The sequence below is a fragment of the Polaromonas sp. P1_F8 genome, assembly GCF_056405635.1.
The window spans coordinates 593,288-607,499 of the sequence record NZ_JBFUBS010000002.1 but is presented as its reverse complement, the minus strand read 5'-3'; the positions used below and the strand labels follow the sequence as shown (position 1 = coordinate 607,499).

The window sequence follows — 14,212 nt, the reverse complement described above, 5'->3', positions numbered from 1 at the left end:
CTGAATCCTCCGCAAGCACCCCACCCGGATTTCTACTGTCCTATGGACGCGCGTGGCGTCCATAGGACACCTTGTACTCGCTTTATCCGAGTTTCGTCATCCCCAATTTGGGGGAGAAGTCTGGTGACGTGCCGTGACGTTCCTTGAGATATCTATAACAATCGGCCGGCTGCGGGCAATTGGGTGCTATTCCACAAAAATCGATGCGCCGGGAAATGGCAGGTCTCTCATAGGCGGTATGACGAAATAGCCGCCCGACACCACGCGCATCAATTCGAAGTCAGGGATGGCAGGCGTTCCGCCTACTGGGCCTCCGAAGTTTGCGTCGCCCATCCAATTCGCGAGCCCAAGGATGGACGAGATCGATTCGAAGGCGCGCTGAAAGCTAACGAAGTTCAGGCCGACGCGGACACCTCCGCCCGCAGGCGAGTCCACAAATTCATATCCCTGCCTGTAGATTCGGCGTGCAGCGTCCTGGTCCGGAGCCATGCGCGAGCGATTGGCACGATGGATATGCGAAACCAAAGCAAGCCCGCTGGCCGGCGTGGAGGCGCTCAAAAGATCTGCGTCTTCAGGATTGCCAAGCTCGATAGGGCGGTCCTTGGGGCCGGCCGGGTCCAGCGTGATGAACAGGTCATTCCCGTTCGAGGTTGCATCGATGATCGGACAGCCGGTGAGCTTGTCTCGGCCCACCATCACCTCCTGCTGGCTACGAGAAAGCTTTCGCCACCCCGCAAGATCCACGGCGATCTTCATGAAGGCCATTTTTGTCCCGCCAATCAGCCAGTCTTGCTCGCCTTGCTCGATTTGGAGGGCAATCCGACGCTCCTCCCCGGACTGCATGTTGTTCACGCCGTCATGGAAGTCGATCCAGCTTCGGCCGTCGTCGCGATGCAGGCCCGAGAAGAAACACACCATCCGCACGGGGAGTTTGTCGTCGGCAATGGTTTTTTCCATTTCCACGACCGCACGTGCGACAGCCAATTCAGAGTCAGCATGCAAGGCGAACATGAAATCGGTCTGCCCCGCGTCGGGTGCAGCACCTGCCGCCCATTTCAGTTTGGTGAACGGGCCGTTCTTTTCCAGCACCGGCATTTCGTACGGCCGGTCGCGTGCGATCGCAGGCGCGTGGACCGTGGAATTCCAGAGCCGCGCCGAGTACCCGATCTTGAAATAAAGATTGCCGTCGTCAACCCGGATCAACGGCTCACCGGGTCGTCTGATCTCGTCAAGGTCGGTCACGATGCCGCCTTGCAAAGCGGCCAGCGTGATCCAAAGGGCGTTAATGGCTTCCTTGGCTACCGTCCCTGAGATTCCCTCGTCGAAATTGAACGTCACCAACCGAAAGAAAGGTGGCGGACGCTGCTTGCTTCGGAAGAATACGCTGAGCGGCAGTTCGTCATTCATGCAGTTCTCGAGATGACGTCAAGAGATGCCATGTTGATGCCGGGCGCTGTCTGGCTTCTGAACAAGTCGAAATACGACTGCAAAGTGGCCGCGTCTGGATGCTTTTGATCGCACTTGGAGGGCGTAGTGATCGGCAGCTTCAGCGGAGCAACAGGCTCAACGGTGGTCCCTGTCTGACTCAAGATCGTGACGTTCTGCAACCGCGCCAGCTGGGCGCCTCCGCGCACAGGATTTCCATTTTGGTCAACCAGATCTTCGATCGACTTCTTGCTGCCCTTCGGCGGCTTGATGACCAGTCGCTGGTAGGTTTGATTGTTGCCACTGTCGAGGCGAGGTGCGCTCCCGCGGCTATATGCCAGCCAATCTTCAGGCAGGTCGGCACCATCCAGTCGAATGAGTGCGCGCGGGAACGGAACCATGTAGATGCCGATAGGGTTCGCCAAGCCCACACGACGCCCTTTGTGCACAATGGAAATAATTTTTTCAGCGATGGAGGGATCGCTGCTGCGGCAGGATTGAACGTTCTGCGTGCCTGTCGTCGTCGCTTCTTCACCCGACATCGCCCGTCCATTGAACTCGAGCGGATAGGCTGCCCAGACTGCCAGGGTGATGGCGGCCGCTAGTGCGTTGGGCGAAACACCCATGTGAAGCATGCCTAGCGTTCCATTGTTGTAATTGTTGACGCACGGGGCGAGGTTGGTGTGACGGTTGCGCGAGACAAACCGAAGCCTACGAGCCATTCCATCGGGCGAATCGGGGTCGGTAAATGGCTTGCTCGTACCAAATAGGTCCACCAGATTGATCTTCGACTCGGCGATTCCCGTGAACTGCGCGACGAGCGCCATCATCGCCCTGGGCTCGTACTGCGCCAACACCGACCAGTATTCAATTGACTCGCACGTCATTTCCACGGAGGCGATGCGCCCATCCGCGCCACGTACGGTGCGCCACTCTAGGTACTCCTCGTGCGTCATAGCGCGCCCGTACTGCAGTCCATCAGATCCGGTCCAGTCGAGGAACTCCAAAATCTGTTGAGGGGGAGCCTTGATGTACTTGAAAAACCGACGGGGCTCACCCGCCCACTGAATGGCATCTGACGGGGTCGTCACCTTCGTGTCCGAAGTCACCAGAAACGGATCCGGCGCCAAGGCCTTGTCGCGCTGGGCAATTGCCTCCGTTATCTTCTCCGTGATGAGCCCGCTCCAGGCTTCCTTTCCTTTAGTCGTAGTAAGGTCAGTCAGGAAACCTGGCGGCAAAAACATGTCCACTCCCCCTGTTGTTGAAGGGGAATACTATTTAATGCCTAAATTCGCGTCAACACCAATCTTTGTGATCGGCGTCCGCCTCCACTAATTGTAGGAGGCCGTAGGCGCCAGCGCCCCTTCGCTCCGCCGTGCTTATATAGATAGGCCTCTGGCGATCTCGCCCGTTCCGCGGAGCCGACGATGGCGCAGAATGGACTCTCTTTCGTTCGTCCCTTCTTCTGGCTTGCGTTGTTGCGGAGGCTACGGAAATTGCGCCTGGCCAGGAACGTCTCGATGGCCACGTTTGACGGCAGTAGTGCTCGAAGTCTCTTGTAGACGCCATGCCTGCCTCGGTCCACGCCTTGGATTTCCCCCGGATGCCTTTTTGCCCAAGTGCGATAAGGCTCGAGCTATCGCCTGTGACTGATAAGTCGCGGCCTTCTGCTCGCACGAGCCTCATAGGCATCAGGTTGGGGCTTGGCGTAGTCTGGAGAAGTGCGGATAATCGGGTTCGGCAGCCGGATTGCTTGCGGTTCGAAGCACCAATTTCCGATTTGCCGCTGGTCAGTTTGGTGTACCCTCAGGCGTACCCAGAAATAGGACGAATTGGCGAAGTTGAGTGCTGATGCGGGCTGCGGACGATTTTTGGATTCCGCCCCAGGCCACCAGACGCGTAAGCCCTTGATTCCTAACGGATTCAGGGGCTTTTTCAGTTCTGGGGCGTCGCTATCCTCCTGGTGGGACCGCCCATGTCAGATTTCGATGGTATTCAATATTCTTCGGGTGGCCCATCGATCATGTCCACCCCCCATCGACAACCAAATCCTGCGCAGTCATCATCTCGCTGTCATCGGAAGCCAGGAACATTGCTGCCTTCGCAATATGTTCAGGCATCAAATCCCCCGGCAGACATTGCGCGCGGGCCAGGTCTGCCCTGGACTCGGGTGTGACCCACAGCCGCAACTGTTTTTCCGTCATGGTCCAACCCGGCACCAGGGTGTTCACTCGAATGCGGAAGGGGCCGAAGTCTCGCGCCAGGCTCCTGGTGAGCCCTTGCACGGCCGCCTTGCAGGTGGTGTAAACCGGCATGCCGCCTTGCTTGAGCATCCAGCTGACCGAGCCGAAGTTGACGATGGAGCCGCCGCCCAACGCTTTCATGTCTGGCGCGACTTCCTGTGCCGCGAAGAACTGGTGCTTGAGATTCACGGCGACACCCGCGTCCCAGTATTGCGGTGTCGTGTCCTCGATCAGGTGTCGCTCGTCGTTGGCCGCGTTGTTCAGCAACACCCGGATCGGCCCGATCTGGGCGCGAAGCACTTGGATCGCCTGGCGCATTTCGTCAGTGTCGGTGACGTCGCCGCGCACGAAATGCACGCGTTTGCCGAGCTCCTTCGCCACACTTGCCTGAAGGGCGAGCGCGTTGTCCACGTCGATGTCGATGAACCCGACCTTCGCATCTTGCGCTGCGAACTGCCGCACCAGGGTGGCACCGATGCCGGTCGACCCCCCGGTGATGAGGACGGATCGATCCTTCAGGCTGGGATAGCGGGTTTGCATGTTCATGTGAATCGTCTCCTAAATTGCGATGTGCAGCGGCGGGGGTGCACGCGCGATGCTAGGCTCGGCTCGGGCCCGGCACCAATTCAATTTCCGGCGTGAGCGATAGCAATCTGCGCATCATGCGCTCATGGATGCACGCCTCAGGGGACGGGGTCAGTCCCCCACCCAACGCAGCTCGGAGGCGCGCAGATGGGCGAGCATGGCAGCCTGTGCGGCTATCGGATCGCGTGCATCCAGAGCGCTGAGAATAGCTTCATGTTCCTTCAGTGCAGCCTTCCAGGTGCTTGGGTTCTCGTATTTCGAAGACAGCTTGGCCGAGATCGGGCTGTGCCGTTCATCGAACAACTCGGCGATGATGCGGGCCATAACGGAATTACCACTCATCTGCGTAAGCGTCATGTGAAAGCGTCGATCAAGATCCAGCGGGGCGCGGTTGCGATCCGTTTCAGCCCTCATTCTCGTGACGATCGTCCTGAGCTGCTTGAGCTGCTCAGGGGTGCCGCGCGCGCAGGCCAGGATCACCACCGCGCTCTCCAGGGCGGAGCGCGTCTGCATCAGTTCCCGTGGGCTCTCGCCGAGTGCGGGTGTGGCCTTCCCGGAAGTGCGTTTGGGTTGCGGGCAGACGTAGACACCCGAGCCGCCACGGATCTCGACACTGCTCTGGACGTCCAGGGCGATCAATGCCTCGCGCAGCGAAGGGCGGGACACGCCCAGGAGCAATGCCAGCTCGCGCTCGGCCGGCAGACGGTCGCCGACCTGGAACGATCCTTTGGCGATCAGTTCCCTGATCTGATCGGCGATCTGCTGATACAGGCGACGGGGTTCGGCAGGCTTGATAACTCTCATGGCGGGGAAGGTGTAACGAAAGAATCATACCGTCGGGCGGTGCCCCTGCGTGGCCATGGCCGGTAAGTTGTGGTGGAAAAACCTTGTCTGGTCAGACCAAAATTGGTACATTCAAAAAATTGGCATGACCAAATTTATCAACCTTCAACGCTTCGACCTTGCTTCGATCCGGCTCGTGGTGCTTTGCGCCGAGTCCGGTTCATTGTCGGAAGCTGCGCGCCGTTGCCACTTGTCCCTGTCGGGCGCCAGCCACCGGCTGAAGGCTTTCGAGGATGCGGTGGGGGAGCCCGTCTTCCAGCGCCACCGCCGGGGACTGCGCATCACCATCCGTGGGCGCCACGTGGTGTACTGCGGCATGCAGCTTCTGGACTGGGTCGACCGCCTGGCCGGGCCGGCCTTGTTTGATGGCGAGATGCCGGAACTAATTTTGAACGGAGTATCAGAGGCTGCGAAAGTACCGCTTCCGCTGCTGGGAGTCTTTCCGAGATTCGAAAGCTCGCCGCCGAGAGTGGTCAGTCCAAATTAGCAAATATATCGTTACCGGCCTGAGCCCTGCACAAGGCCAATCATGCTGACGTGATCTGTGAAGGAACGCGAATTCCGGTTCCTCGCCCACGGTGGAAAGTACGTCCTCGTTTCCATCGTCCGCGACAGCATTAATCTCTTCGATCCTGAGCTTCACAAGCGCGAAGCCACGTTACTTGGCAGCCGCAACGCGAGGGTCGAGGACTTCCGGACTGTCATGTTGCCCCGCTCCTGGAGCTCGCCGTCGTGTTGGTGACGCAGGCAGGCTGACCCGCCTGCGGCACCTTGGGTCCTGAGGGGCGACGCAGCCTTCGAAGCGGCGCAAGTCAAGGGAAAGCCCTGATGCGGTCCGATATGACCAGACCAAAAATGAATCGGTTAAGTTTTGGCCTGGCCAAATGCTTCGCGCAATCCTGCGCCGTTGTCAGCTCGCCGGCTTCAGAGACCGGCACACTCTAAACAGGAGACAAGCATGCAAACGAGACGAGATATTCTGGCCGCGGGTGCGGCCGCGACACTGGCCGGCCTGGGCGCGCCGGCGTTGGCCCAGACCTACGAGCCGGCTTGCTTCAAGCCGTTCTCCGGTAACACGAAGACCATTCAGTATCCGGCCAAGAAGGGACCTTACCGCATCGCACTGGCCAATGGTTATGCCGGGAACAGCTGGCGCATCCAGATGATCAAGTCGCTGAAGGCTTATGCAGCAACGCCGGAAATGAAGCCGCACATCAAGGAGCTGAAGGTCGTGTCTACCGGCACGGACGTGGCTGCGCAGCTGGGCGCCATCGACAACTTCATCAATGCGGGCTTCGACGCCATCCTCACGATCGCGGTGTCGCCCACCTCGTTCAAGCCGGTGATCAAGCGCGCCAAGGAGGCTGGCGTCGTGCTGATCCCGTTCGACAACGTGCTCGACACCGACGAGGTGATCCAGGTCAACGAAGACCAGCTGGAAATGGGCCGCCTGATGGGCCGCTGGCTGGAGAAGAACGGTGTGACCAGCGGCAAGGTGCTGGAGATCCGTGGCTTGCCGGGCAACTCGGTGGACCGCGACCGCCATCTCGGTTTCCGCGAGATCATGGACAAGCACAAGCAGGTCCAGATCATCGAAGTGGTGGGCAACTGGGACGACGGCACTTCGCAGAAGGTAGCGGCCGACGCGATTGCCGTGCACGGCCGCTTCAACGGCATCTACACGCAGGCTGGATCCAACGGCACCATTCGTGCGCTGATCGAGGCCAAGCACCCGTTCGTGCCCATCGGTGCGGAAGGTGAAAATGGCTTTCGCAAGATGGTCTATCAGTACCATAAGGACGGCCTCAAAGGCGCTTCGGCCGCGCAGTCGCCTGGCCTGGTCTCGGTGGCCCTGAAGGCGGCCATCGCCGCGTTGCAAGGTCAAAAGCTGCCGCAGTACATCTCGGTACCCATTCCCTACGTGGAATACCAGAACATGGCACCCGGCAAGAACTTCTACCCGGATTTACCTGACACCTTCTACGTGGCCAACGAGTTTCCGCCTTGCAACATCAACCTGACGGCGCCGGACATCATGAAGCAGAGCGAGGGAAATACCTGAGATCAGCCTTGGAGTTTTAACGCCGGGTTGTGTGGCCGCGCCCGGCTTTTTTCCTGTTTGGAGGCTTTTCTTTCCGTGACCCAGAAACCCTTGCTCGAACTCCAGGGCATCACCAAGCACTACGGCGGCGTATGTGCGCTTGACAGCGCGGACTTTGCTTGTACGGCAGGTGAAATCCACGCTGTTCTGGGCGAGAACGGTGCCGGCAAGTCGACCTTGATCAAGATCATCGCCGGCGTCGTTCAGCCCGACGCGGGCCGCATTTTGCTGGACGGCAAAGAACTGCGGCTGGACTCTCCGAACGCCGCACGCGAGCGCGGTATCGTTTGCGTGTTCCAGGAACTGTCGCTGGTCCCGGACTTGTCCGTGTGTGACAACGTTTTCCTGTCCAGGCCCCCGATGAAGTACGGCCTGATCGACGCCAAGACTCAGCAAGAGCGAGCTACCGAGCTGCTCTCGTTGTTGGGTTGCGGCGACATTCATCCCATGGACCGCGTGCGCGACCTGCCGCTATCCCGCCGGCAGGTCGTCGAGATCGCCAAGGCGCTAGGCGCGCAGCCGCGCCTGCTCATCCTGGACGAGGCGACCTCCGCCCTCAGCAGCGAAGACGTGGAACGCCTGTACCGGCTGCTCTTCAGTTTGCGAGACCAGGGCGTCGCAGCGCTGTTCATCTCGCACCGCATGCACGAGGTCAAGGCGCTCGCCGGTACCTGTTCGGTCTTTCGCAGTGGCCGCCGCGTCGATACGTTTGCCAACGGCACTCGGTCCGACGCTGAAGTGGTGCAACTCATGATCGGCCGTGACGTCGCCAAGTCGTACCCGCCCAAGACCGGTCCGGCCACGGATGCGCGACCGGCTGTCACGGTCAAGTCCTTGAGCTGGGAGCCCAGCCTCCGGGACATTTCGCTGGAGATTCTGCGAGGCGAGATCATCGGCCTGGGAGGGCTGGACGGACAGGGGCAGCGCGAATTGCTGCTGGCGCTTTTCGGCGTGCTTAAGGGTGTGCACGGCGAAATCGAGGTTTTTGATCAACCGGTCGCCAATCTGGCACCACACATATGCAAGCAAGCCGGGCTGGGGATCGCCCTCATCCCGGAGGATCGCAAGACCGAAGGGTTGGTCTTGCCCATGAGTATCCGTGAGAACGCGAGCCTTGCCCGGCTGGAGGCGCTCACGCGCTATGGTCTTCTCAGTCCGGGGGCCGAGCAGGCGGCCGTGGCGCAGATGGTGGACAAGTTGCGCATCAAGATCGGTTCCGTGGAAGACCCGGTGCAGACCTTGTCCGGGGGCAACCAGCAGAAGGTGGTGATCGCCAAGTGGCTGATGACCCAGCCGCGCGTGCTCCTGCTGAACGATCCCACACGCGGCATCGATGTGGCCACCAAGCAGGAAATCTATGTCCTGTTGCGCCAGCTTGCTTCCCAGGGCGTGGCCATCCTGCTCTACTCCACCGACTACGAAGAGCTGATCGGCCTGGCGGACCGCGTCCTGATCATGTACGAAGGACGCATCGCGCGCACGCTTGTCGGGGAGGAGATCACCGAGCAGGCGATTGTGGCCTCATCCCTCAACGTATCCCTCGCTTCAACCGAACCGGAGGCCGTCACATGAGCAGGGAAGAATGGCTGCGAGCGTTGCGCCGCAACAGTGGTCCGCTGGGTGCGCTGGTGGTGTTCATCCTGATGTTTTCGCTGTACCTGCTCGAGCATCCGCGCTCGATCTCGGTCGGCATCGTCACCACGGCCTCGAACAAGGCGGCGCTGCTGGCCATCGTTGCGATGGCCCAGACCCTGCCCGTCATCACGCGCGGCCTGGACCTCTCCGTGGGGATGGTGATGGTGCTCACCAGTTGCCTGGCCTCCGTCGTGGTGAACGGTGCGCCTTGGCAAGTGGCACTCGGGGTGGTGCTGGTATTGGCCTCCGGGGCGGCGGCCGGCGCCCTGAATGGTGCAATCGTCGTGTTCGGGCGCCTGCAGCCGATCATCGTCACGCTCGCCACGGGCGCAGTGTTCTTCGGCCTGGCCTTGCTGCTGCGTCCGGCGCCGGGCGGGGAGGTCAGCGAGGGCTTGTCAGACGCGCTGACCGGTCGTCTCTTCGGCACGATTCCCACAACGCTGGTGTTGCTGGCCGTGGTCATCGTGCTGGGCTGGATGCCCTTCAGGCGCACGGTCATCGGCCGTGCCTGTTATGCCGTGGGGTCGTCCGAGCAGGCGGCTTATCTTTCTGGCGTTCCATCGCAGCGGGCCAAATTCATCGCCTATACCGCCGCGGGACTGCTTTCCGGGCTGGCCGGGTTGCTGCTGTCGCTGATCTCCCTGTCGGGCGAGGCCAGCTCGCCGCAGGCGGGCCTGTACACCCTCAATTCCATCGCGGCGGTCGTGATCGGCGGAACCTCGCTCTATGGGGGCGCAGGGGGCATGGTGGGATCGGTGTTGGGCGCCTTCGTGTTGCGCACCATTGGCGACCTGCTGTTCGTGTTCAATGCACCTGCGCTTTGGCAGCCGCTGTTCGAAGGACTCATCCTCCTGGCTGCTGTGTGCGTCGGCGCGCTCCACGTGCTTCGCCTGCGAAACCGCCTGGACCTGTTCTGATGACCAGCCTCTCCGTTGACACTCCGCGCTCCTCCGCCACCAGCAAGCGTGTGTTCCAGCGACTGCTGTTGAATCCGCCGGCCATGGTGGCCCTGTGTTCGCTGGCCCTTCTGCTGGCCGCCAGCGTCGTCAACAGCAACTTCCTGATGCCGGGCTACCTGCTGCTGCAACTGCAGATCGCCGCCTTCCTTGGCATCACAGCCGCCGGGCTCATGGCCGTCATCCTGTTGGGCCACATTGACCTGTCGGTGCCCTGGACCATCACCACCGGGGCAATGATGGCCGCCGCCGCGGGCGCCACCTATGGCGCCGGCTGGGCGATCCCCGCAGGCATCGCCTGCGGCGCGTTGATCGGCCTGGTCAATGGGTTGGGGGTGGCGATCCTGCGCATCCCTTCGATGATTTTCACGCTGGGCGCGAACGCCGTGCTGCAGGGCCTGATGGTCCTTTACTCAGGCGGGCATGCACCGGTGCACGGCGCTACCGAGCTGATGCGTGCACTGGGCGTCGGCAGGACGTTTGGCGTGCCCAATGCCGTGTGGACCTGGGTAGCCGTCTCATTGCTGTTCTACCTGGTGCTGACGCGCACTGCCATCGGCCGCTACGTGTACATCATCGGCAACACCGAGCGCGCCGCCTACCTGTCCGGCGTGCGCACCGGCAAAGTCATCGTGCTGTGCTTCGTGGCCTGCGGGGCTCTGGCAGCGCTCGCCGGCATATTGCTCGCCGGCTACTCGGCCAACGCATACCAGGCCATGGGTGATCCCTACGTGCTGCCCGCGATCGCCGCGGTCGTGCTGGGCGGCACCAACATCCTGGGCGGCCGCGGCAGCTACCTGGGCACCGTTGCAGGCGTAGTGTTCATCGTGCTGCTGCAAAGCGTGCTTGCGGTGTTGCAGATGCCCGAGGCGGGCCGTCAGATCATTTACGGCGCGCTGATCCTGTGCATGCTGCTGCTGTATGGCCGTTCGGCCAGGGTGAGGTGATCTTGGCTGACCACTATGGCATCCGGGGCGACTTCCTGCTGCACGATGCGCGTTTTCGCGAACTGGTTCCGCCGAACGGGTTTGTAGAAAAGCTCTTCACCGGCACGCGTTGGGCGGAGGGCCCCGTGTATTTCCCGGCCGGTGACTTCCTGCTGTTCAGCGACATCCCCAACAATCGCATCCTGCGGTGGGTGCCCGACGGTCCAGGCGATGGATGCGTGGTGGAATTCCGCAGGCCCTCCAACTTCGCCAACGGCCATACGCGCGATGGCGAAGGCCGCCTTATCAGCTGCGAGCATGGCACGCGCTGCATCAGCCGCACCGAGCTCGATGGCAGGCGCACCGTGATCGCAAACGCCTTTGAAGGCAGGCGGCTGAACTCGCCGAATGACGCAGTTGTCGCGCCCGATGGCGCCGTGTGGTTCTCCGATCCAACCTACGGGATCTTGTCCGATTACGAGGGTTATGCGGCCGACCCCGAGTACGGTGGCCGCTACGTGTTTCGGGTAGACGCCGCGAGCGGGCGAGTGGAAGCCGCCGCCACGGACTTCGTGCAGCCCAATGGATTGGCGTTTTCTCCAGACGGTACCCGACTGTATGTGGCGGATTCCGGGGCATCGCATGATCCGCAAGGGCCGCGACACATTCGGGTGTTTGAAGTGGCAGCTGGCGGCCGACTGCGAGGCGGCGAAGTCTTCGCCACCGTGGATGCGGGCATACCGGATGGCCTTCGCGTGGACCTGCGCGGCAATGTCTGGACCAGCGCCGGAGACGGCGTGCATTGCTTCTCGCCGCAGGGCGAACTGCTTGGCCGGATCCTCGTTCCCGAGCCGGTGGCCAATGTAGAGTTCGGCGGGCAGCGAGGTAACCGCCTCTTCATCACGGCCACGACGTCGCTGTACACCTGCTACCTGGCGACGTCTGGTGTCTGGGCACGCAGTCTGGTGTAGCTCACGACGTCGCGGCGACTCTGAGAATGATGAGTTGCAGCTGGGCCCGCCGCCGTGGCTTGCAGCGAGGCCCGACTGTCAATGTCAATACTTGCGGTTCGGGAATTCCTTGGCAGCCACTTCGGCCGGGAACACACCCTCGATCGACTTGATCCAGCGCGGCAGCGTCTGACCGGCGGCGGCTTTGGCTGCCGCTTCCATCAGCTGGGGACCAAGCAGGGGGTTGCACTCCACGCTGACATTCATCTTGCCGGCGATCATCGCCTCGAAGGCGCCCTTGACCGCATCCACGCCGATTACGAGGATATCCTTGCCCGGCTTCAGGCCCGCTTCCTCGATGGCCTGAATCGCGCCGATGGCCATGTCGTCGTTGTGCGCGTACAGCACGTTGACCTTCTTGCCTTCAGCCTTGAGGAAGGCCTCCATGACTTCCTTGCCCTTGGCGCGGGTGAAGTCGGCGGTCTGCGAGCGGATGATCTTGTAGCGCGGATTGGCTTTGAGCCCTTCCTCGAAGCCCTTCTTCCGTTCGATCGCGGGATCGGAGCCCACGGTGCCCTGCAGTTCGACGATGTTCACGTCGCCCGTGGTGCTCTTGGTGTGCTCAAGCAACCATTGCGCGGCGCGCCGGCCTTCCTCGACAAAGTCCGAACCAACGAAGGTGGTCCAGGTGGAGGGATCCTTCACCACCACACTGCGGCTTTCCAGAATGACGGGGATCTTGGCGGACTTGGCCTCCCGCAGCACGGTATCCCAGCCCGTCGTGACGAGCGGCGCGAGGATGATGACGTCCACCTTCTGGGCGATGAAGGACCGGATTGCCTTGATCTGGTTCTCCTGCTTTTGCTGCGCGTCAGAGAACTTCAGTTCATAGCCGGCCGCGCTGGCAGCGGCCTTGACGGAGTCCGTATTGGCTGTGCGCCACTCGCTTTCGGCGCCGGTCTGCGCGAAGCCGATCACCAGCTTCTTGCCTTTCGCCTGGCTCCAGGCCGGTGTCGCCCAAGCGTATGCCAGGCCGGCGGCCGCCATGATGGCGGCAAAGCTGCGTCGTTTCATCGGGTTCATCTTGTGTCTCCTGTCTTCGTATCTGTTCGATCGGGTGCAGCACTCTTGCCTTACTGACCGCCCGGTGCTGTGGCGGGCGGCTGAACTCAGCCGGGATACCAGACCATGCGAGGGTCGTCGGGCGCTCGTTGGTACGTCCACGCTGACTCGACCATCCGGGCCATGTCGAACTGGGGGCGCCAGCCCAGCAGGAACTTCGCCTTGGTGTTGTCCAGCCACGTGGAGTGGTACGGTGTGCGGACTGGCACGAGCGGCAGGCCCCGCGTGCGTGCCAGGTATGTGCCAAGCTCGCCATAGTCGAGTGGCTCGTCCATGCACACGTTCATCAGTTGCTGCCGGGCGCGTGGTGCGTCCAGGGCCAGCAAGATGGCATCCACAAGATCGCATACATGGACGAAGTTGCGCTTCACCGGTTGCCCATCCGGATCAAGCATCACCGGGACGGCGCCGCTGCGTACATGGTCGCGCGCTTCGCTCTGTGTCACCAGGTCCCGCCAGCGCGGGCCTCCGAACACGTCGTCGCCGAAGGACAAGGTGAAGCGGAAATCGTCTTTCTCCATGATCCAGGGTGCACGCAGGCAGCAGCCGTTCAGGTCATACTGGGCCTGGTACTGCTGGAGCATTACTTCTTCCAGTACTTTGGACAGGGCATAGCATCCAGGGTAGGCGGTATGCGGCTGGCTTTCTACCACCGGTACGGGGTGCGCGTAGTGGAAATGCCCGACAGCGGCGTCGCCGCCGACCAGCACGAATTGCCGGAAGGTGGTGCTTGTCCGGCAGCCCTCGAGCAACCAGAACATGCCCTTGACGGCGACATCCATCACCTCGTCCGGCGTTTCCTTGCTTGTGGCCAGGTGCAGCACGTGTGTCACGCCTTCGAGCGCGCGCTGCACGTCCGCGCGATCCTGAATGGAGCCCCGCACGCACTCCAGGCGTTCGCGGGGCTGCAACACACGGTTGTGGCAGAGCGCCCGCACGCGGAAGCGCTCGAGACTGGCGTCCTCCAGTACTCGCTGGATGAACGCGCGGCCCACCTTGCCGGTGGCACCCGTGACGAGAAGGAGTCCGGAAGAAGGTGGTTGCATTCGGGCCCTCTGAATGGCGCGGATGATAGCAAGCCGGCCCTGCTTTGGCGATCATGTTTTGGGCTTGATCCATACACGAATTCGTATGGGTTGCAACCTATATCGATTCCGGAGTTGTCCTCCTGGCTGTGCGCTTCAGAGGAGAAAAGACTTCGCTGCAAACGACATGGCGAAGCCAGCAGGAAAGAAAGTGGACTTGGCCTCGGGCGCGAGCCTTCACCGATTAGAGAGGGTGGCGGCTCTCTACGACGCCGGCGCCGTCCCTGTTTCTCGCCGGGTCACTGCGTTCGGGCGCTTGCACCGAGTGAAAACCACTTGCCGGGGAGGTGCCGGTTATTTCCGATCCATCGTTGCATCTCTGTGGGCTTCGCGGGTCTGCG

12 protein-coding genes and 1 pseudogene are annotated in these 14,212 nt (G+C 61.6%); 7 read left to right on the top strand and 6 right to left on the bottom strand.

Annotated elements, in window-relative coordinates; translation table 11 throughout:
* Positions 1-186 precede the first annotated feature (186 nt).
* The 4 genes from AC1D1J_RS11720 to AC1D1J_RS11705 form a co-directional block, all read right to left on the bottom strand.
* On the bottom strand, positions 187-1,407 hold the full coding sequence (locus tag AC1D1J_RS11720; RefSeq protein ID WP_477694769.1) for a Dyp-type peroxidase: 1,221 nt from the start codon (positions 1,405-1,407) through the stop codon (positions 187-189).
* On the bottom strand, positions 1,404-2,669 hold the full coding sequence (locus tag AC1D1J_RS11715) for a hypothetical protein (protein WP_477694768.1): 1,266 nt from the start codon (positions 2,667-2,669) through the stop codon (positions 1,404-1,406). The genes AC1D1J_RS11720 and AC1D1J_RS11715 overlap by 4 nt, the downstream gene beginning before the upstream one ends.
* A gap of 777 nt (positions 2,670-3,446) precedes the next feature.
* Positions 3,447-4,214, bottom strand: a complete 768-nt coding sequence (locus tag AC1D1J_RS11710) for an SDR family NAD(P)-dependent oxidoreductase (protein WP_477694767.1) — start codon at positions 4,212-4,214, stop codon at positions 3,447-3,449.
* Positions 4,215-4,364: 150 nt separating this feature from the next.
* A complete protein-coding gene (locus AC1D1J_RS11705) occupies positions 4,365-5,057 on the bottom strand; it encodes a FadR/GntR family transcriptional regulator (RefSeq protein ID WP_477688426.1) in 693 nt (230 codons plus the stop codon).
* Positions 5,058-5,181: 124 nt separating this feature from the next.
* Here AC1D1J_RS11705 and AC1D1J_RS11700 point away from each other — a divergent pair, with 124 nt between their 5' ends.
* The 7 genes and pseudogenes from AC1D1J_RS11700 (at position 5,182) to AC1D1J_RS11670 (ending at position 11,685) form a co-directional block, all read left to right on the top strand.
* Positions 5,182-5,583, top strand: a complete 402-nt coding sequence (locus tag AC1D1J_RS11700) for a helix-turn-helix domain-containing protein (protein ID WP_477688427.1) — start codon at positions 5,182-5,184, stop codon at positions 5,581-5,583.
* A gap of 66 nt (positions 5,584-5,649) precedes the next feature.
* A pseudogene (locus tag AC1D1J_RS11695) lies at positions 5,650-5,802 on the top strand (dehydrogenase); the annotation flags it as partial.
* Positions 5,803-6,054: 252 nt separating this feature from the next.
* Positions 6,055-7,158, top strand: coding sequence for a sugar ABC transporter substrate-binding protein (locus AC1D1J_RS11690; protein WP_477688428.1), 1,104 nt, complete (start codon positions 6,055-6,057; stop codon positions 7,156-7,158).
* Between the two features lie 75 nt (positions 7,159-7,233).
* Positions 7,234-8,769, top strand: a complete 1,536-nt coding sequence (locus tag AC1D1J_RS11685) for a sugar ABC transporter ATP-binding protein (protein WP_477694766.1) — start codon at positions 7,234-7,236, stop codon at positions 8,767-8,769.
* Positions 8,766-9,749, top strand: coding sequence for an ABC transporter permease (locus AC1D1J_RS11680; RefSeq protein ID WP_477694765.1), 984 nt, complete (start codon positions 8,766-8,768; stop codon positions 9,747-9,749). The genes AC1D1J_RS11685 and AC1D1J_RS11680 overlap by 4 nt, the downstream gene beginning before the upstream one ends.
* Complete coding sequence (locus tag AC1D1J_RS11675; protein WP_457282643.1) at positions 9,749-10,735, top strand: ABC transporter permease; 987 nt, start codon at positions 9,749-9,751, stop codon at positions 10,733-10,735. Before AC1D1J_RS11680 ends, AC1D1J_RS11675 begins: the two co-directional genes overlap by 1 nt.
* A gap of 2 nt (positions 10,736-10,737) precedes the next feature.
* Positions 10,738-11,685 (top strand): SMP-30/gluconolactonase/LRE family protein, encoded by a 948-nt coding sequence (locus AC1D1J_RS11670; protein ID WP_477694764.1) that lies wholly within the window; start codon positions 10,738-10,740, stop codon positions 11,683-11,685.
* Positions 11,686-11,769: 84 nt separating this feature from the next.
* On the opposite strand, the gene AC1D1J_RS11665 is transcribed toward AC1D1J_RS11670, so the two are convergent.
* Positions 11,770-12,747 (bottom strand): ABC transporter substrate-binding protein, encoded by a 978-nt coding sequence (locus AC1D1J_RS11665; RefSeq protein ID WP_477688433.1) that lies wholly within the window; start codon positions 12,745-12,747, stop codon positions 11,770-11,772.
* Between the two features lie 86 nt (positions 12,748-12,833).
* On the bottom strand, positions 12,834-13,832 hold the full coding sequence (locus AC1D1J_RS11660; RefSeq protein WP_457282646.1) for an NAD-dependent epimerase/dehydratase family protein: 999 nt from the start codon (positions 13,830-13,832) through the stop codon (positions 12,834-12,836).
* Positions 13,833-14,212 lie beyond the last annotated feature (380 nt).

What these genes read in the sequence shown, in the direction of transcription:
- AC1D1J_RS11720 (WP_477694769.1), bottom strand. Translation starts at nt 1,407, where the DNA reads ATGAATGACGAACTGCCGCTCAGCGTATTCTTCCGAAGCAAGCAGCGT.
- AC1D1J_RS11715 (WP_477694768.1), bottom strand. Translation starts at nt 2,669, where the DNA reads ATGTTTTTGCCGCCAGGTTTCCTGACTGACCTTACTACGACTAAAGGA.
- AC1D1J_RS11710 (WP_477694767.1), bottom strand. Translation starts at nt 4,214, where the DNA reads ATGAACATGCAAACCCGCTATCCCAGCCTGAAGGATCGATCCGTCCTC.
- AC1D1J_RS11705 (WP_477688426.1), bottom strand. Translation starts at nt 5,057, where the DNA reads ATGAGAGTTATCAAGCCTGCCGAACCCCGTCGCCTGTATCAGCAGATC.
- AC1D1J_RS11700 (WP_477688427.1), top strand. Translation starts at nt 5,182, where the DNA reads ATGACCAAATTTATCAACCTTCAACGCTTCGACCTTGCTTCGATCCGG.
- AC1D1J_RS11690 (WP_477688428.1), top strand. Translation starts at nt 6,055, where the DNA reads ATGCAAACGAGACGAGATATTCTGGCCGCGGGTGCGGCCGCGACACTG.
- AC1D1J_RS11680 (WP_477694765.1), top strand. Translation starts at nt 8,766, where the DNA reads ATGAGCAGGGAAGAATGGCTGCGAGCGTTGCGCCGCAACAGTGGTCCG.
- AC1D1J_RS11675 (WP_457282643.1), top strand. Translation starts at nt 9,749, where the DNA reads ATGACCAGCCTCTCCGTTGACACTCCGCGCTCCTCCGCCACCAGCAAG.
- AC1D1J_RS11665 (WP_477688433.1), bottom strand. Translation starts at nt 12,747, where the DNA reads ATGAACCCGATGAAACGACGCAGCTTTGCCGCCATCATGGCGGCCGCC.
- AC1D1J_RS11660 (WP_457282646.1), bottom strand. Translation starts at nt 13,832, where the DNA reads ATGCAACCACCTTCTTCCGGACTCCTTCTCGTCACGGGTGCCACCGGC.